This window comes from Streptomyces auratus, from assembly GCF_050433025.1.
Classification (GTDB): Bacteria; Actinomycetota; Actinomycetes; order Streptomycetales; family Streptomycetaceae; genus Streptomyces; species Streptomyces sioyaensis.
Map to the genome: position 1 here is coordinate 56,693 of NZ_JBNGCB010000003.1, position 17,488 is coordinate 74,180.

Here is a 17,488-nt window from a genome sequence, read left to right on the forward strand (position 1 = left end):
CTCGGCCCGCCTCGACGTGCGCCAAGAGGTCAGCCGCCCGCGCGCGGTCCCGGTTGCCGGCTGCGGTGGGCCCACGGCGCTGCCTGATCCCCGCATGGGACCCTGGTACGTCATGGATCTGCCGGACGGACGGTGGACGGGACGTGCGGCGATGACGAGGGTGCCCCATGAGACTCTGCTTCCTGGTGGAGGAGCAGTACCGCCACGACGGCATGCCGCTGGATGTGATCCGCCAACTCGGCGCCTGGGGCCACCAGGTGGACGTGCGGTGGCCCGGCCGCTCGCTGATATCCCTGTCCGATGCGATACAGGCGGGCAGCCATGACGCGTGGGTGCTCAAGACCGTCTCCGGCGGCCCGGGCCTGACCCTGCTGGAGGCCGCGGCGTCCGCCGGGCTGACGACGGTGAACGATGTCCGGGCGATCCGCGGGGTGCGCGACAAGGCGCTGGCCGCGGTGATCGCCCGCGGTACGGGGCTGCCCGTCCCCGTGACGTATGCGGCGGCCCGGCCCGAGGAGCTCGCGGAGATACCCGAGGCGGAGTTCCCGCTCGTGGTCAAGCCCGCGGACGGCAGCTCCGGGCGCGCGGTCCGGCTGGTGGCGACGCCGGACCGGCTGCGGGAACCCGTGGCCCCGGGCGACGGGGGCGGACTGCTCATCGCCCAGCCCTACGTCCCCAACTCCGGTACGGATCTGAAGGTCTACAGCGTCGCCGGTGAGCTGTACGCGACCGAGCGGTGCTCGCCCCTGCACCCCGCGCACGACGTACGCGAACGTCAGGTGCCGCTCACCGCCGAGGTCGCCCGGATCGCCGCCCGGATCGGCGAGGTCTTCGGCCTCGACCTCTACGGCGTCGACATCCTGCTCGGGCCCGACGGCCCGGTGGTCGTCGACATCAACGACTTTCCCAGCTTCCGTCAGGTGCCGGACGCGGTCGCCCGGGTGTCGGCCGCCGTACTGGAGCTCGCCCGGCGCGGGACGAGCGGGCGGGACGCGGCTCCGGCGGCCGGCCGGGTGGCCATGCCGGAGGCCGGACGGGCGACGGGGCAGCCGAAGGCGGGGGCCGCCACGACGCGCTCCGTGACCCCTCTCCCGCGCCCCGCCCGGCCCACCGCGCCCCTCGGCGGCGGCCGATGAGGGTCTGTCTGCTCACCGCCGACCCCGGCCATCCGCTGCTGGCCGCCGTCACCGCGCTGCTGGCCCCGGAGCACGAGGTCGTCTCCCTGGACCCGGGCAGTGCCACCGCCGGCCCCGGCCTCTTCCCGCTCGCCGACGTCTATCTGCTCAAGGCGCGGACCCCGCGGGCGCTGGCGCTCGCCGCCTTCCTGGAGGAGCACGGCGCCCCGGTGCTCAACTCCGCGGCGGCCACCGCGCGCTGCCAGGACCGCGTCGCGATGGCCGACGTGGCGCGCGCGGCCGGGCTGCCGTTCGCCGCCACCACCGCGTTGACCACGGTCGGCCGGCTGGCGGCGGCCGGCGAACCGGCCACTCCGCTGGTGCTCAAGAGCCGGTTCAGCCGGCGCCACGACCTGGTGGCCCGTGCCGACAGCGCCGCCCGGCTGCGGGAGTTGGCCGCGGACTGGGCGACCGAGCCGGTGGTCGTCCAGGAGTTCACCGCGAACAGCGGCTGGGACCACAAGCTGTGGGTGGTCGACGGCCGGCTCTTCGCCGGGCTGCGCCGCTCGGAGCTGGCCCCGGGCGGCCGCGGACCGACCCGGTCGCTGCCGGCCGGCGAACTGCCCGCGAGCTGGCGGGACGCCGCGCTGCGGGCCGGCGAGGTCTTCGGCCTGGAGGTCTACGGCGTGGACGTCCTCGACGCCGGCGGCGGCGCGCCGCTGCTCGTGGACATCAATGCCTTCCCCGGCATCCGCGGCCAGGCCGGCGCCCCGGAGGCGCTCGCGGAACTCGCCCTGCGGACGGCGGCGAACGGCCGGACGCCCGCCACAGGCGAAACAAAGCTGCCAGAAGTCAGCCAGAAATAAGCCCAGTTCAGCGCAGTCCGAACCGAAGCGGCGTGGAGGCGGAAGCTCCTCCTCCATAAGGCCTAAGCCGCCGACCACCGGGGTAGCGCTGCCCCCGTTCAAGGGGGGCGTGGCTCGGCGCGCCGCCCTTCCGTACACAGGGGAAGAGGCCAGCAACGGTGTCGCAGCAGCCATTCGAATTGCCCACCTTCTACACGCCCCATCCGGCGCGGCTGAACCCGCATCTGGAGGCGGCCCGTACGCACTCCAGGACATGGGCGCGCAGCATGGGAATGCTGGAGGGCTCCGGCATCTGGGAGCAGCCGGACCTCGATGCCCACGACTACGCCCTGCTGTGTTCCTACACCCACCCGGACTGTGATGCCGACGCCCTCTCGCTGGTGACCGACTGGTACGTCTGGGTCTTCTTCTTCGACGACCACTTCCTGGAGAAGTTCAAGCGGACGCTGGACCGGGAGGGCGGCAAGGCCTACCTCGACCGGCTGCCGGCCTTCATGCCGATGGACCTGACCGCGCCCGTGCCCGAGCCGGTCAACCCCGTCGAGGCGGGGCTGGCCGACCTGTGGGCGCGCACCGTGCCGCACATGTCCATGGACTGGCGGCGGCGGTTCGCCGAGAGCACCGAGCATCTGCTCAACGAGTCGCTCTGGGAACTGTCCAACATCGACATCCACCGGGTGCCCAACCCCGTCGAGTACATCGAGATGCGCCGCAAGGTCGGTGGTGCGCCCTGGTCGGCGGGCCTGGTGGAGTACGCGACCGGCGCCGAGGTCCCCGCCGCCGTCGCCGGGTCCCGGCCGCTGCGGGTGCTGCGCGACACCTTCGCCGACGGTGTCCATCTGCGCAACGACCTCTTCTCCTACCAGCGGGAGACGGAGGACGAGGGCGAGCTGAGCAACGGCGTCCTGGTGCTGGAGACCTTCTTGCAGTGCACCACCCAGGAGGCCGCGGACTCCGTCAACGACCTCATCACCTCGCGGTTGCAGCAGTTCGAGAACACCGTCGTCGGGGAACTCCCCACGCTCTTCGCCGAGCAGGGTCTGGACCCCAAGTCCTGCGCGGACGTGCTGGCGTACGCCAAGGGGCTCCAGGACTGGCAGTCCGGCGGCCATGAATGGCACATGCGCTCCAGCCGCTACATGAACGGCGGCGGGTCCGCGGCGCGCACCTCGCCCGCCTGGTCGCCGTACCCCCTCGGCGGACTCGGCACCTCGGCCGCGGATCTGCGGCGCGCCCTGGCCACGGCCGGTGCGCACCGTCTGCGCAGCACCACGCATGTGCCGCACCGGAAGGTCGGTCCGTCCCGCATCCCCGATATCCACATGCCGTTCACCACCACTCTCAGCCCGCATCTGGCGGGCGCCCGCCGCCGGGTCGTCGAGTGGGCGCACCGGATGGGCATCCTCCGGCCGCAGCCCGGCGTGCCGCTGTCCGACGTCTGGGACGAGCCCGCGATGATCCGGCACGACCTGGCGCTGTGCGCGGCCGGCATCCACCCCGACGCCACCCCCGAACAACTGGACCTCAGTGCCGCCTGGCTGGCCTGGGGCACCTATGCGGACGACTACTACCCGCAGGTCTTCGGGCGGCCGCGCGACCTGCCGGCCGCCAAGGTGTGCACCGAGCGGCTGTCGTCCTTCATGCCCCTCGACCCCGCGGCCCCCACCCCGGAGCCGGTCAACGCCCTCGAACGCGGGCTGGCGGACCTGTGGTCCCGTACGGCGGAACCGATGACCCCCGAGGCGCGCCGGGCGTTCCGGCAGACCGTCGACACGATGACGGCCAGCTGGCTCTGGGAGCTCGACAACCAGATCCAGAACCGGATCCCCGACCCGGTCGACTACATCGAGATGCGCCGGGCGACCTTCGGCTCCGACCTCACCATGAGCCTGAGCCGCATCGGCCACGGCCGGCGGGTCCCGCCGGAGGTCTACCGCACCGGCGCCCTGCGCTCACTGGAGAACTCCGCCGCCGACTTCGCCTGCCTGATGAACGACGTCTTCTCGTACCAGAAGGAGATCGAGTACGAGGGCGAGGTCCACAACGGCATCCTGGTCGTCCAGACCTTCTTCGACTGCGACTACCCGACCGCGCTGCACATCATCAATGACCTCATGACCTCCCGCATGAACGAGTTCCGGCACGTCGCGGCCCATCAACTCCCCGTCGTCTACGACGACTTCGACCTCTCGCCGGAGGCCCGCAAGGCACTCGACGGATACGTCCACGAGCTGGAGAACTGGATGGCCGGCATCCTCACCTGGCACCGGGGCTGCCGCCGCTACATCGAGTCCGAACTGCGCCATCCGACGGGGGCGCCGGGCCGGCTGGGTGCACCGAGCGGGCTGGGGACGTCGGCGGCGCGGCTCTTCCGGTCGGCGGTGGGGGTGGGCGTGGGGTAGAGCGCGGGGCGGGGCTGGGGCCGCGGGGCCGGGGGCAGTTCCGGCTTGCGCGGCCCCTCATGTTCCTCCTGCCCCTCCCTCCCCTCCCGCTCTGCGCAACCAGTCGTGCAGGAGGCCGAAGTCCGCGTCGGTGAGGCCGCACCGGGGATCGACGCGGAGGAGCAGGGCCCGGGGGCCGTGGTGTGCCGCCACCCAGGCCCGGTCCCGGTCGTTGATCTCGTCGTCGACCCAGGCGAAGGCGCGCCCGGCCGCCCGGTCGACCAGCGCCCGGGTCTTCCAGTGCAGCCCGGCGCGCACATCCCGCTCCTCCTCGGCGGACGATTCCGGCCAGCTCAGCACCGGCAGTTCCGGCAGCCCGAGCAGCGGCGCGAGGTACTCGTTCGCCTCGTGCATCCAGGTGGTCGCCCAGACCAGCTCGCACGGCAGCGCCGCCAGCCTGGGCCCGTGCGCGGGGTTGATCCGGCCCAGCAGCGGGTTCGCACCGGCGCCCGGGGGCAGGTGGTCCGCCGGGTACGCCGGATGCCCGCCCGCGAGGTCCTCCGGAGCTCCCCCGAACGGGAGGAGCGGGCCGTCGACGTCGAGGAAGAGCAGCGGGCGCGCCGCGGAACCGGTCACCGCCGCAAGATAGCCGCTCCGCGCGGTATCCGTACGGTGTGCTCCCCGGCCCGCGGAGCCACGCCGGTCAGCCGCCGGACGCCTCCCGGCATGTCCCGCTGCACGGTGAATATCCCTTATGAGGGGAATATCCTGATGGGGCGTCGGGAACCCCACATGGCGACATCCCGCAAGGGCCTGACCCGGGCCGTTCGGACCGCCGCCCGTGGCTGACGAGGAGTTCCGACTGTGCGACGCATGACCGCTTTCCTTGGCGCCCTGGCCCTCACCGGGGCGTTCGTGGCCTTCAGCCCCCATGGCGCCCAGGCCGTCACCGGCGTCATCACGTACCACACCCGCCCGGAAAACCGGATGCACGAGATCCTCGATCCCGGCGACGACCATTGCTACGGAGTGGGGGACGGCTACGGCACGGTGGACAACGACACCCCCACCGACCTCGTGCTGTACAACGGCCGCGATTGCACCGGTTCCGTGGTCACCGTCGTGCCCAGCCGCGACTGGCGCAACGCACGGTTCGGCAGCCTCCAGCTCAGCTCGGACGGCCCGCGGGAACCGGAGCCCTCCGATGACCCCGACCCCTCCGACAGCCCCGAGCCCTCCGGCAACCCGGACCCGTCCCACAGTGCCGACCCGTCCGACACCTCGGACCCCTCGCACAGCGCCGACCCGTCCGAGAGCGCCGAGCCGTCCGACAACGGGGACCCGTCGGACAACGGCGACCCGTCGGACAGTGGCCCGTCGGACAACGGCGACCCGTCCGACAGCGCCGAGCCGTCCGACAACCAGGAGAGCCCGCAGAACCCGGACGACCCGGATGGCACACATGCGGCGGACGGTGCGCAGGGGCAGCGGCAGGGGCAGGTCCACGGACATAAGCAGGTCCACGGGCGCGGACAGGGGCAGGTCCACGGGCAGGGGCACGGGCGGTCCGCTGGGTGAGTCGGGCCCAGGGGGTGTCTGTTCGATCTCCGTGGATCAGCCTGCGGTGCCAGGCGTCGCAGGCCCACGGAGATCGGTGAGTCACCCCCTAGCGCCCTGCGGTCAGCCGGGTGGCATCAGGCTGGACAGCGTCGCCTCCACCAGGCCGTGGGCGTACGACGCGTCCAGCGGGCCCGGCCGGAAGACGAGCCGGTACATCATCGGGGCCACGATGTGGTCCATCACCACCTCGGCATCCGGGGCCTGTTCGCCGCGATCGGCGGCGCGGGCGAGGATGATGTCCACCTGCTCGGCGGCGTAGGCCGAGCACTGACCCGCATGGCTGCCGTCCGGATCACCGGCGAGCGCATCGCGGATGTACGCACGGCCCGGGGGCGAGGACATCTCCTCCAGGAACTGCTCCGCCCAGGCCTCCAGGTCGGTGCGCAGTGCTCCGTGATCGGCGGGCTCCGTCTCCGGGCGGAGGCGCTCGACGGCCACGTCGGACAGCAGCTCCTGGAGGTCTCCCCACCGGCGGTAGACCGTCGACGGGGTGACACCGGCGCGGGCGGCGATCAGGGGCACGGTCAGCGCGTCGCGGCCCTGTTCGGCCTCAAGGGCACGCACGGCGGCGTGCACCGATTCCTGGACGCGGGCGCTGCGTCCCCCGGGGCGGGTCATCGGCCTGGGGCTCATGGCTCCACCTTACGGCTTAAGGCGAAGGAGTTGCTTCAAGGGGGAGTGGGGGAGGGCCTCTCGGAGGCCCACCGCGGGGGTGGCGCTTCACGTACGCCGGGTGGCCGGGCGGGCGCATCAGGCGGCCACCGGAACCGGTCCGCCGACGCTGCCGGACGCGGTTTCGTAGGCACGGCCCACCCGCAGCACGGTGGCCTCGTCGAAGGGCCGGCCCATCAGCTGGAGGCCGGCCGGCAGCCCTGTGCCATCCGGGCCGACGGGCAGGGACAGCGCGGGGATGCCGGTGATGTTGGCCGGTGCGCAGAGCCTGACGTAGGCGTCCGAGACGGCCTCCACCGTGCCGTCCGGCCACTCCACCCTCTCCTCTCCGGCCCTGACGGCGGCCATCGGCACGCTGGGTGCGGCGACCACATCGACCTGCTGGAAGAGCTCGGTCCAGGCCTCGCGCATCAGGGCGCGGGAGCGCTGGGCGCGCAGATAGTCGCCCGCCGGGACGAGTGCGCCGGCCTCCAGCAGGACCCGGACGTCCTCGCCGTAGAGCTCCGGCACCGAGCGCAGCGTCTGTTCGTGGGCGGCGGTCGCCTCGGGCACCATGAGCCCCCACTGGGTCGCCTGGAGGTAGCGGGCCATCGGGATGTCGATGTCCATGAGCTCGGCGCCGCATGCCTGCAGTTGGTCGATGGCGGCCCGTACCGAGGCCTCCACGCCGGGGTCGACCCGCTCGAAGTAGTGCTGACGGGGGATGCCGATGCGCAGCCCCGTCAGATCGGCGCTCTCCGGGGGCAGGAGGTCCGCCCCGGGCGCGGCCGGAGGGCCGCTGCGGATGGTGGGGGCTGTGGCGGCCGCCGTGCCGGGCGGGCCCTGGTGGCCGGCCAGGGCGGTGAGCACCAGGGCGGCGTCCTCGACGGTGCGGGTCAGGGGGCCGATGTGGTCCAGCGACCACGACAGCGAGGTGACGCCGTGCAGCGGGAGCAGGCCGTAGGTGGGCTTGAGGCCCACCACGCCGTTCAGCGCCGCGGGGACCCGGATGGAGCCGCCGGTGTCCGTGCCGAGGGCGAAGGTGGCGGCTCCCGCGGCCACCGCGACGGCCGAGCCGCCGCTCGATCCGCCGGCGATACGGCCGTGGTCCCGCGCATTGCGGGTCTGCGGTGTCGTCAGGCCGTAGCCGAATTCATGGGTGTGGGTCTTGCCCAGCAGGACGGCACCGGCGGCCGACAGCCGGGCGGCCACGGCGCTGTCCGTGGCCGGCGGGTGCGGCGCCCCGACCCGCGAACTGGCCGTCGTGGGAAGCCCGGCGGCATCGATGAGGTCCTTCAGCCCGAACGGGATGCCGTGCAGGGGGCCGCGGTGGCGGCCCGCCGCGATCTCCCGTTCCGCCCGTACGGCCGACCGGCGCGCGGAGTCCGCGGCGAGGGTGACGTACGCCCCCAGACGGTCCTCCACCGCGCCGATCCGGCCGAGCACCGACTCGGTCAGGTCCACGGGGGAGAGCTCTCCCGCCCGGATGGCCACGGCCGCGCCGGCCAGCGTCAACTCATACGGCTGCACCGGCGGACCCTCCTGCCTGGTAGACGGGGGCGGGGGGTGTCTGCCGGAAGTCCAGCTCGCGCAGGACGCCGAGGACGGACTGGATGTGGTTCGCCGTGTCGGTCACGGGGGCGAGGCGGTCGTCCCCCAGGGGGAGTCCGGCGCGGAGCGCCCAGCGGGCGCTTTCCTGCGGGGTGAGTTCTGCGGTGGTCATGCACGGCCTTTCGTGATCCCGGCGCTGTGTGGTCCTGCACAGCGTCGTCCTGCACTTCGTGGTCCGGCGCTGTGTGGTCCGGCACTGCGTGGTCCTGCGCATCCCTTCGTGGTCTGCGCATCTCTTCCCGGTCCGCGCATGCCGACAACGGAGCGAAGGGGGCATGGTGGGGAGCGCGAGGGGGTGAGGGGGCGAGGGGGTTGGGGTGCGGCAGCCGCATCGGGTGCCGCGTCGACAACAGTAAAAGCTATTTGTTTGCGTTAACTCAGCATAGCGGCTAGCGTGACTTAACGCAAAGGGTTCGCTTTTGCCTGTGAGAGGATGATCCATGCCCGCCTTCCGTGACACCACCCCCGCCTGGACGGTGGGCGACCTCACCGTCCGCCGCATCGACGAGGTGGCCTTCCCCGCGCAGACCGGACGCTGGCTGCTGCCCGACGCCACCCCAGAGGTGGTGGCCCAAGCCCCTTGGCTCCGGCCGGACTTCGCCGACGACGCCGGCGCCCTCCGCCTGGCCGGCCACAGTTTCGCCGTGGAAGTGCAGGGCCTGCGCATCGTCATCGACACCGGAATCGGCAACGGCAAACCCCGGGCCAACCCCGCCTGGCACGACCTCGACACCGACTACCTCCAGCGGCTGACCGCGGCCGGATTCGCCCCGGAGACGGTGGACCTGGTCGTGCTCACCCATCTGCACACCGACCACGTCGGCTGGAACACCCGTGCCGACCAAGGGAGTTGGGTTCCCACCTTCCCCCGCGCCCGCTATCTGACCTCCCGCGCGGAGTGGGACCACTGGGCCGGGGTCGAGATGGACGAGGCCCGCCGCCAGATGTTCCGGGACTCGGTGCACCCGATCCGCGACGCCGGACTGCTCGACCTCGTCGAGGTCCCCGCCGAGGGCACCGACATCGCCCTCGGCGTGCGTCTGCTGCCCACCCCCGGGCATACACCCGGCCAGGTCGCCGTGGAGCTGCGCAGCGCCGGACAGACGGCCCTGATCACCGGGGACTGCATCCACCACCCGGTCCAGTTGCTGCGCCCCGGCATCGGCAGCTGCGTCGACGTCGACCCCGTACAGGCCGAGCACACCCGCCGCGCCCTGCTCACCTCGCTCGCCGATACGGACACCCTGCTCCTGGGCAGCCACTTCCCGCCGCCCACGGCGGGACGGGTGATCCCGGAGGGCGACGGCTACCGGCTGTTGTCCGTGGCTCCGGAGTAGCTGTGCCCCGCGGCCGCGCCTGGGGCCTGCTCACTGGATCACTTGGTCCAGAGGAAGAGGCACGATCCAGGCACCGCCGCGGACGGGTCACGAGGCGCGCGGCAGCGCGAGCCAGTCCTGCCAGGTGATGTCGCGGCCCAGATAACGGGGCTGCTGGAAAGGCCAGTCGGCGGCGATCCACTGCGGCACCAGCGCGTCGAGCGCGCGCTCCCTCTCACCGCCGGCGAGGTCGTCCACCACCCACCAGGAGACCTCTCCGTCGGAGCCGGTGCGCTCGGGCGGATCGATGTAGACGCAGCCGAGGATCGCCGTCTCCTCCTCGTCCAGCAGCGCGTAGTTGAACGACTTGTGCTCTGCTATCTCCTTCTCGTGCCGCAGCAAGTCGACGCGGTCCTCTTCATAGGTCATCGTTTCCTTGGGCCAAGCCCAGGCCGGGCCGAAGATCTCCCACAAGCGCTCTCGGGAGCCCATCACGGCCGGGTAGTCGAGCGCGGTGTCCGCCTCCCGGATCGGCCGCAGATGAAGCGCGGTGTGGGGCACGGGCACGTACACGGGGTGGACGAAGTCGTCGGGCAGCCAACTCATGAGGCGGAGGTTATAAGACGCCCGCATCTACCGAGAGGCTCTGCACATCGCAGCAGACCTCCTCTGAGCCAAGATCCAACAGACCGGCCGTAGCCCCCGGTTCGCGCCGGGGCTCCTACCTCCAACTCACAGCTCCCCACTGCCGGTTCGCGCCCCGGCGCCGCCGCCCTCTCCAGCTCGCAGCCCCCGCTCACAACTCGCAGGCGGGGGGCGGCAGGCTGGAGACCGTTCAGTCGACCAGCCGACGCACCTCGCGGCGCCACTCACGCCCCCCGTCAGCGGCGCCGCTGAGGGCTTCGCCGGGGCGCCGGGGCCGCGCGAGCGACCGGCCCGGCGCCCTTGACGGTACGCAGCACGGGCGCGGTCTCCAGGGTGTGGATCGCGTCCAGGGCGCCTAGGCGGTGGGTGAGGTAGTGGTGCAGGGCTGCCGGGTCGGGGCACAGGGCGTGTGCGACCACATTGGTGCGGCCCGTGGTGGCGGCGACGAAGGCCAGGGTGTCGTGTTGGGCCAGCGCCGTGGCGACCTCCTCCAGGTGCGCGGGCGTGACGGTCATCCACAACAGCGCCTGGGTGGTGGCGCCGAACAGCGCATCATCGAATTCGACGTCGAAGAAGAGCGCACCGCCGGCCCGCAGCGCGGCCAGCCGGCGGGCGACGGTGGCCGGCGACCAGCCGGTGGCCGCGGCCAACTCGGCCTGGCCGGCCCGCCCGTCGGCCTGCAGCGCGGCCAGCAGCGCACCATCGGCTTCGGCTGCCGGCGGCCCGCCGGCAGGCCGCGGAGCACCCATGTCCCCATCATGGGACGAGAGTTGGCGCCGCTGCCGGTCGTCGAGGACGGCGGTGCGTCCGCGCCAGGCGGTGGGCCCGCCGAGGTAGGTGTGCAGCAGACAGTGCGCGGAGACCGCGGTGATGCCCGCCGTACGGGGAATGTCGTGCAGCAGCAGGCCGTACCCGTCCGCGCCGCCGGCCGGGGTGTCCACGATCGCGATGATCTCGGTGCCGCCGGAGGCGAGTTTCACCCACGAGGTGTCCGCGCGCCGGGCCAGTGCACCGGCGAGGTCCTGGGCGCTGTGCGGGGCGGCGGTGAGCCGGACCAGCCACTGCGCCCGGCCCGCGCGGTGCGGATCGGCGAGCCCGACGACCCGCAGCCCGGCGTCGGCACACAGCCGCCGGTAGCGGCGGGCCACGGTCTGCGTCGAGACACCGAGCACGGCGGCGATCCGGCTGAAGGGCGCCCGGCCGTCGAGGTGCAGCGCATGGATCAGACCGCGGTCGACGTCATCGAGCACGAACGCCCCCTTCGCAGTGTCCTGAAGCGGACGAATTCTTCACCATCCCCCTCCCCATGGAAAAGATCAGCGATCACGGCTCCGCAGGTGGAACACCGACGGTAGGGGCCCGCACGCTCGCGGTGAACACCCCACTCCTCACTCATGCGCACACCGGTGCCCGTCGCCGGGACCGCGCTGAAGGGCCGCCATGCCGAAGAATCTGCCGTCCCCGTCCCCGTCCTCACCGCCCGCACCCGCATCCCCACCGCCCCTGGCACCACCGTCTGTGGCCCCGCCCGCGCCGTATCCCCGCAGGTGGGCCGCGCTGGCGACGCTGCTGACCGCCGAGGCGATGAATCTCCTCGACTCCACGGTCACCACGGTCATCGCGCCCGTCATCCATGCCGACCTCGGCGGGCCCGCCCGGGACCTCCCGTGGTTCGGCGCCGCCTACACCCTGCCGTTCGCCGTCCTCCTGATCACCGGCGGGCGGCTCGGCGACATCGCCGGGCGCAGGCGGGTCTTCCGGCTCGGGGTCGCCGGGTTCGCGTTCGCCTCACTGCTCTGTGCGCTGGCCCCCTCGGCCGGGCTGCTGATCGCCGCACGAGCCGCCCAGGGCGCCGCGGCCGCCCTCGTCATCCCCCAGACCATCGGCCTGATCCGCAGCATGTTCCACGGCGCGGAACTGCCCAGGGCTCTGGGCAGCATCGGCCCGGTGATGGGTCTGGCGGCGGTCTGCGGCCCCGTCCTCGGCGGGGCGTTGGCGCACGCGGATGTGCTCGGCTCCTCCTGGCGCGCGGCGTTCCTCGTCAACCTCCCCTTGGCCCTCGGCGTCCTGGTGGCGGCCCGGCTCCTGCTCGAGGACCGCTCCGCCCGGCGGCCGCGCCTCGACCTCACCGGCACCGCCCTGGCGGTCTGCGGCACCGGGCTGATCGTCCAGCCGCTCATCGCCAGCGGTGCGGCCACGGGATCGCCCGGGACCTGGGGCACCCTCGCCGCGGGCCTGCTGGTCCTGGCCGGATTCGGGCTCCACCAGCGCCGCCGCTCCAAGCGCGGCCGCAGTGCGCTCGTCGAGACCGGGCTCTTCCGCGACCGCGGCTTTCCCGCCGCGCTCGCCGCTTCGGTGCTGTTCTTCGCGGTGGTCAACGGCCTGCTGACGGTGGTCGTGCTGCAGCTCCAACTCGGGCCGCACGCCGATGTCCTGGCCGCCGGTCTCTCGCTGCTGCCGTGGTCGGTCGCCATGGCGATCTCCTCCTGGATCGCAGGCAGCAGACTGGTGCCCCGATACGGCTCGCGGGTGATGTTCGCCGGGCTGGCCGCCCTGCTCCTCGGTGCCCTGGCCGCCCTCGCCGCTTACGGCACCGTGCTCGCCGCCTCGTATCCGTGGCCCCTCCTGGCGGCACTGGCGGCCTGCGGCCTGGGGCAGGGCCTGTTCGCGGTCCCGTTCTTCACCACCGCCCTGCACCGGGTCCGGCCGCACGAGACCGGTTCGGCGGCCGGCCTGCTCAACGCCGCCCAGCAACTGGGCGGCACCCTCGGCATCGCCCTGCTCGGCGCCGTCTTCCTGCACACCGCGGCCGCCGCCCCGGCGGCCCCGGCCGTCGCCGTACTGGACGGCGCCCGGCACGCCTTCCGGGCCGCCGTCGTCCTCCTCACCGCCACCGGCCTCGCCGCGGCCGTCCTGCACGCCGCGGCCCGTACGCCGCGGGTGCCGGAGCGTACGCCGCGGCCGGCGGCCGGAGCGGACGGCACGGTATCCGGAGAGTGACCACCCAGCACCCTTTGCGATGTTTGCGAAGAATATTGGCGTATGTCTGAATTTTCACGCAAATCGGGTTGTTGGAGACAGGTGAGCGTCGTAGCTTGGGAGTTGTCGTCACCGGTAACGGTTCGACAAAAAGGAACAAAGTCCTAGGAGGCGAGAATGAGCTTCCGGAATGTCTTCCCGAGAAGGCGTCACCGCGATCACGACCACGATCACGACTACGACCATGACCACAACCGCCGGCGTCGCCGGAGGCGTGGACGCAGGTATCTGCGCAGGCGTCGTGGCTACTGACTCAAAAACCTGAGTCCGAGGCTGGCTCGCGTTCCGCGCGGGTCCGCCTCGTTGGTTTGAGGGGCCGCTCCCGGTCCCGGCAACTCGCCCGAGCACCGACGATGTGAGTAGCGACCATGCACCTCCGCAGCTCGCGCCGGCGCGCGGAGCGCCGTGCGGCGTCGTCTCAACGAGGCGCGGAAGCACCGCCCGTTGGACGGGGTTCGTCCTTGTCGAGGGAGCCCGTCGCCGCCTCCCCACTCCCTGCGGCAGGCCCACGGCGCACAGCCCAGCCGCCCCCGGACACCGGTAGGGACCGGGTCCTTCGGGCCGGCCTGGTGGCCGATGCCCCGATCCGTACGAGGCGGGTGGGGTTCAAGGAATCGGTGCGGCGCTTCTGGCCGCTGACCCGCGGCGACCGGCGCTGGATCGTCCTCGTCTGTCTCTGCGCCATCGTCGCCGCGCTCGCGGAGACCGTGGCCATCCTGGTCTTCGCCGAACTCACCGACAACGCTCTGCAGAAGGGCTCGGTCAGCGCCTTCTGGGCACCGGCCGCCCTGTGGCTGGGCGTGGCCGTCGCCGGCGGGGTGGTGGGGTATCTGGGCAACTCGCTCGCTGCCTGGACGGCCGAGCGCTTCGTGATGCGGCTGCGGGCCCGGGTCTTCGCCCATCTCCAAAAGCTGCCGCCGCACTTCTTCCAGCGCAATCGCCGCGGTGACCTGGTCGAGCGGTTGACCGGCGACGTGGACGCCATCGAGCAGCTGGTGGTCACCGGTCTGGTCCAGGCGGCCACGGCCACCTTCGGCGTCATCTTCTACGCCGGCGCCGCGTTCTGGCTGCGCTGGGACATGGCCCTGGTCACCTTCGCCCTGGCCCCGCTCTTCTGGATCGCCACGCGCCGTTTCACCGGCCGGGTCAAGGAGGTGTCCCGCCGGGAGCGCGCGGCGGACGGCGCCATCACCTCGGTGGTCGAGGAAGGCCTGGTCAACGTCGTCCTGACGCAGGCCTACAACCGGCAGCGCGACGAGCAGGAGCGGCTGCGCCGCGAGGCCCGAAGCTGGCTGCGGGCCTCGGTGACCAGCGCCCGCCTCAACGAGCTGTACGAGCAGATCGTCGAGGTCCTCGAAACGCTCTGCGTCCTGGCGATCATCGGCCTGGGGGCGTGGGAGATCTCCGCGGGGCGGATGACGCTCGGGCAGCTGCTGGCCTTCGCCGCCTTCGTCGGCTATCTCTACCCGCCGATCCGCGACCTCGGCCAGCTGGGGCTGACGGTCACCGAAGCGACCGCCGGATCCGAGCGGCTGCTGGAGATCCTCGACGCCCGGCCCGCCGTCACCGACCCGGACCCCGCCGTCGTCGTCCGGGCGCCGAGCCGCGCGGTCGGCGCCGTCGAAGCGTGCCGGGTGCACTTCCGCTATCCCGGCAGTACGGAGGAGGTCCTGAAGGACTTCTCGTTCAGCGCGGTGCCCGGGGAACTGGTGGTCATCACCGGCCCCAGCGGCGCGGGCAAGTCGACGCTCGCCGCCCTGCTGCTGCGGTTCTACGACCCGGACGCCGGCAGCATCCGGCTCGACGGCATCCCCGTGAACCGGCTGCCGCTCGCCCAGCTCCGCCGCAACATCACGCTGCTGCCCCAGGAGACCCTCGTCCTGCACGACACCGTGGAGGAGAACATCGCCTGCGGGCGCGACAACGTGACCCACGGTGATGTCGTCCGCGCCGCCCGGGCGGCCGACGCCGAGGTGTTCATCGCGGCCCTCCCCGACGGCTATGACACCGTCATCGCCCCCGGCACCTCCCGGCTCTCCGGCGGTCAACTACAGCGCGTCGCGATCGCCCGGGCCATGCTGCGCGACGCCCCCGTGCTCATCCTCGACGAGCCCACCACCGGCCTGGACACGTTGGCCACCCAGCGCATCCTCGGGCCACTACGGCGCCTCGCCGCGGGCCGCACCACCATCGTGATCACGCACGATCTGGACCTCGCCGCGGACGCCGACCGCATCCTGGTCCTGGACCGGGGACGCCTGGTGGAGTCCGGCACCCACGCCCAACTCCTCGCCCACCGCGGCCTGTACGCCACGCTCTTCCACACCCACCCGCCGTCCCACAACGGCGCCGTCCACACCTCACCCCCCGTGCGGCCGGTCGCCGACGGCAACCGAAGGCCGCGGTGACGGGCGCGGGTCCCACAGCAGGCAGCCGCCGCCGCAGACGACGCGTGCGCCGGGACGCACAGGGCACCTGCCCCCTCCCTCACCCGCAGTACACAGGGTGACACCCAGCGCGTCGGTCCCGTCAGGCCCGCCTCCCGGCCCCAAGATGGTGGCGTGAACCAGGAGCGCGCGTGACGAGGCCGGCCGCGGCCGGGAATGCCGGCGCCGCTGGAACCCGCCACCTCCGCCGGGCGGTCGGGTTCTGGGGGCTGATGTTCATCTCCCTGGGCTCGATCATCGGCTCCGGCTGGCTGCTGGGCGCCCTCACCACCGCCGTCATCGCCGGTCCGGCCTCGCTGATCTCCTGGGTGCTCGCCTCGGCGATGCTCGCCGTGCTCGCGCTGGCCCACGCGGAGCTGGGCGCCACCTACCCGATCGCTGGTGGCACCGCCCGTTTCCCCTTCTTCGCCTTCGGCCCCCTGGTGGGCTTCACGGCGGGCTGGATGTCCTGGCTGCGGTCGGTCCTGATCGCGCCGATCGAGGTCGAGGCCACCCTCTCGTACCTGGACCGCATCGGCTGGGTCCGCGACCGGGTGCACCTGCTGCATCCCAACGGCACCCTCACCTCCGCGGGCCTGGTCATCGGGACCTTCTTCATGCTGCTCTTCACGCTCATCAACGTCCTCGGCGTACGGCTGCTGGCCGGGATCAACTCGGTCACCGCCGTGGTGAAGACGGCGGTACCGCTGCTGACCGTCGTGGTGCTGATGACGCTGGCCTTCCACGGATCGAACTTCACCGCGGGCGGCGGCATCGCACCGCACGGGGCGCACGGCGTCTTCGCGGCGCTGCCCGCCGGAGTGGTGTTCGCGCTGCTGGGCTTCGAGCAGGCCATCCAGCTGGCCGGTGAGGCGCGCGATCCCCAGCGCGACGTCTCCCGGGCGGTGATCGTGGCCATGGCGATCGGCACCGCGCTCTACCTCCTGCTGCAGATCGCCTTCATCGCCGCCCTGGACCCCACAGCCCTCACCCACAGCTGGGACAACCCGGTCGGCAAGGGCAACTTCGGCCCCTACGCCACCCTCGCCACCGCCGTCGGGGCCGGCTGGCTGGCGACCATCCTCTACGTCGACGCCGTGATCTCCCCGGCCGGCACCGGCCTGGTCTACATGGCCGGTGCCGCCCGTCTCTCGTACGCCATGGGACGCGAGCGGGTGCTGCCCAGACCCCTCAGCCAGATCGGCCGCAGCCGCGTGCCCGTCGTCTCGACCCTCCTCGCGTTCGTGGTCGGCGAGCTCGCCTTCCTGCCGTTCCCCAGCTGGCAGGCCCTGGTCGGCCTGGTCACCTCGGCAGCGGCGATCATGTACGCGTTCGCGCCGGTGTCCCTGCACGCCCTGCGTGTACGCGACGTCAGCCGCAACCGCCCCTACCGGCTGCCCCGCGGAACGGCCATGGCCCCCGCAGGATTCGTCTTCGCCAACTTGATCTTCTACTGGTCCGGTTACGAGGCGGACTGGAAACTCGGGACCGCCGCCCTGCTCGGCTTCGCCGTCTTCGCGCTCACCCGCCGCGGCATCCCGGCGGCCGAACGCAGCGTCCTGCGCGGCAGATCGGCCGCCTGGATCTGGCCCTGGCTGGGCGGCATGGTCCTCATCGGCCGCTTCGGCCGCTACGGCGGCACCCGCGCCCTCCCCGCCTGGTGGGACCTGGTCATCGTGATCGTCTTCAGCCTCGTCATCCACTACACCGCCGTGCACCTCGCCATGCCCCCCGAGGCGGTGGACGAAGCCGTCGAACACGAGGAGGAGGGCGAGTCGGTACCTCCACCGGCCGCCTCCGGACGCTGAGCGCACTACT

General features: G+C 72.5%; 14 protein-coding genes. 8 read left to right on the forward strand and 6 right to left on the reverse strand.

Annotated features, from left to right (window positions below; all coding sequences use genetic code 11):
- The first annotated feature begins 167 nt into the window (after nt 1-167).
- The 3 genes from BKA18_RS19785 (at nt 168) to BKA18_RS19795 (ending at nt 4,383) form a co-directional block, all read left to right on the forward strand.
- Entirely contained in the window at nt 168-1,136 is a 969-nt protein-coding gene (locus BKA18_RS19785) for an ATP-grasp domain-containing protein (protein ID WP_366044047.1), read from the forward strand.
- Nucleotides 1,133-1,981, forward strand: coding sequence for an ATP-grasp domain-containing protein (locus tag BKA18_RS19790; protein WP_366044048.1), 849 nt, complete (start codon nt 1,133-1,135; stop codon nt 1,979-1,981). Before BKA18_RS19785 ends, BKA18_RS19790 begins: the two co-directional genes overlap by 4 nt.
- Nucleotides 1,982-2,139: 158 nt before the next feature.
- Nucleotides 2,140-4,383, forward strand: coding sequence for a family 2 encapsulin nanocompartment cargo protein terpene cyclase (locus BKA18_RS19795; RefSeq protein ID WP_366044049.1), 2,244 nt, complete (start codon nt 2,140-2,142; stop codon nt 4,381-4,383).
- 57 nt (nt 4,384-4,440) lie between these two features.
- Here the strand turns inward: BKA18_RS19795 and BKA18_RS19800 are convergent, their stop codons facing one another.
- Nucleotides 4,441-4,998 carry an HAD domain-containing protein gene (locus BKA18_RS19800; RefSeq protein ID WP_366044050.1) on the reverse strand — a complete coding sequence of 186 codons (558 nt, stop codon included), beginning with the start codon at nt 4,996-4,998 and terminating at the stop codon, nt 4,441-4,443.
- A 237-nt stretch (nt 4,999-5,235) separates the two neighbouring features.
- Between BKA18_RS19800 and BKA18_RS19805 the strand changes: the two genes are divergently transcribed.
- Nucleotides 5,236-5,940, forward strand: coding sequence for a chitin-binding protein (locus BKA18_RS19805; protein WP_366044051.1), 705 nt, complete (start codon nt 5,236-5,238; stop codon nt 5,938-5,940).
- 102 nt (nt 5,941-6,042) lie between these two features.
- On the opposite strand, the gene BKA18_RS19810 is transcribed toward BKA18_RS19805, so the two are convergent.
- The 3 genes from BKA18_RS19810 to BKA18_RS19820 all read right to left on the reverse strand — a co-directional run bounded on the left by BKA18_RS19810 (nt 6,043) and on the right by BKA18_RS19820 (nt 8,356).
- Nucleotides 6,043-6,615, reverse strand: coding sequence for a TetR/AcrR family transcriptional regulator (locus BKA18_RS19810; protein WP_366044052.1), 573 nt, complete (start codon nt 6,613-6,615; stop codon nt 6,043-6,045).
- A 117-nt stretch (nt 6,616-6,732) separates the two neighbouring features.
- Complete coding sequence (locus tag BKA18_RS19815; protein WP_366044053.1) at nt 6,733-8,163, reverse strand: amidase; 1,431 nt, start codon at nt 8,161-8,163, stop codon at nt 6,733-6,735.
- Nucleotides 8,150-8,356, reverse strand: a complete 207-nt coding sequence (locus BKA18_RS19820) for a hypothetical protein (protein WP_366044054.1) — start codon at nt 8,354-8,356, stop codon at nt 8,150-8,152. Before BKA18_RS19820 ends, BKA18_RS19815 begins: the two co-directional genes overlap by 14 nt.
- Nucleotides 8,357-8,684: 328 nt before the next feature.
- Here BKA18_RS19820 and BKA18_RS19825 point away from each other — a divergent pair, with 328 nt between their 5' ends.
- Nucleotides 8,685-9,581, forward strand: a complete 897-nt coding sequence (locus BKA18_RS19825) for an MBL fold metallo-hydrolase (RefSeq protein ID WP_366044055.1) — start codon at nt 8,685-8,687, stop codon at nt 9,579-9,581.
- An 87-nt stretch (nt 9,582-9,668) separates the two neighbouring features.
- On the opposite strand, the gene BKA18_RS19830 is transcribed toward BKA18_RS19825, so the two are convergent.
- On the reverse strand, nt 9,669-10,166 hold the full coding sequence (locus BKA18_RS19830; protein WP_366044056.1) for a GNAT family N-acetyltransferase: 498 nt from the start codon (nt 10,164-10,166) through the stop codon (nt 9,669-9,671).
- Nucleotides 10,167-10,441: 275 nt separating this feature from the next.
- Complete coding sequence (locus tag BKA18_RS19835; RefSeq protein WP_366044057.1) at nt 10,442-11,455, reverse strand: Lrp/AsnC family transcriptional regulator; 1,014 nt, start codon at nt 11,453-11,455, stop codon at nt 10,442-10,444.
- 268 nt (nt 11,456-11,723) lie between these two features.
- On the opposite strand from BKA18_RS19835, the gene BKA18_RS19840 reads away from it, so the two are divergent.
- The 3 genes from BKA18_RS19840 (at nt 11,724) to BKA18_RS19850 (ending at nt 17,478) form a co-directional block, all read left to right on the forward strand.
- Nucleotides 11,724-13,205 carry an MFS transporter gene (locus tag BKA18_RS19840; protein ID WP_366044058.1) on the forward strand — a complete coding sequence of 494 codons (1,482 nt, stop codon included), beginning with the start codon at nt 11,724-11,726 and terminating at the stop codon, nt 13,203-13,205.
- Nucleotides 13,206-13,843: 638 nt separating this feature from the next.
- Complete coding sequence (locus BKA18_RS19845; RefSeq protein WP_429638446.1) at nt 13,844-15,652, forward strand: ABC transporter ATP-binding protein; 1,809 nt, start codon at nt 13,844-13,846, stop codon at nt 15,650-15,652.
- Between the two features lie 170 nt (nt 15,653-15,822).
- Nucleotides 15,823-17,478 (forward strand): APC family permease, encoded by a 1,656-nt coding sequence (locus tag BKA18_RS19850; protein WP_366044060.1) that lies wholly within the window; start codon nt 15,823-15,825, stop codon nt 17,476-17,478.
- The last annotated feature ends 10 nt before the right edge of the window (nt 17,479-17,488 follow it).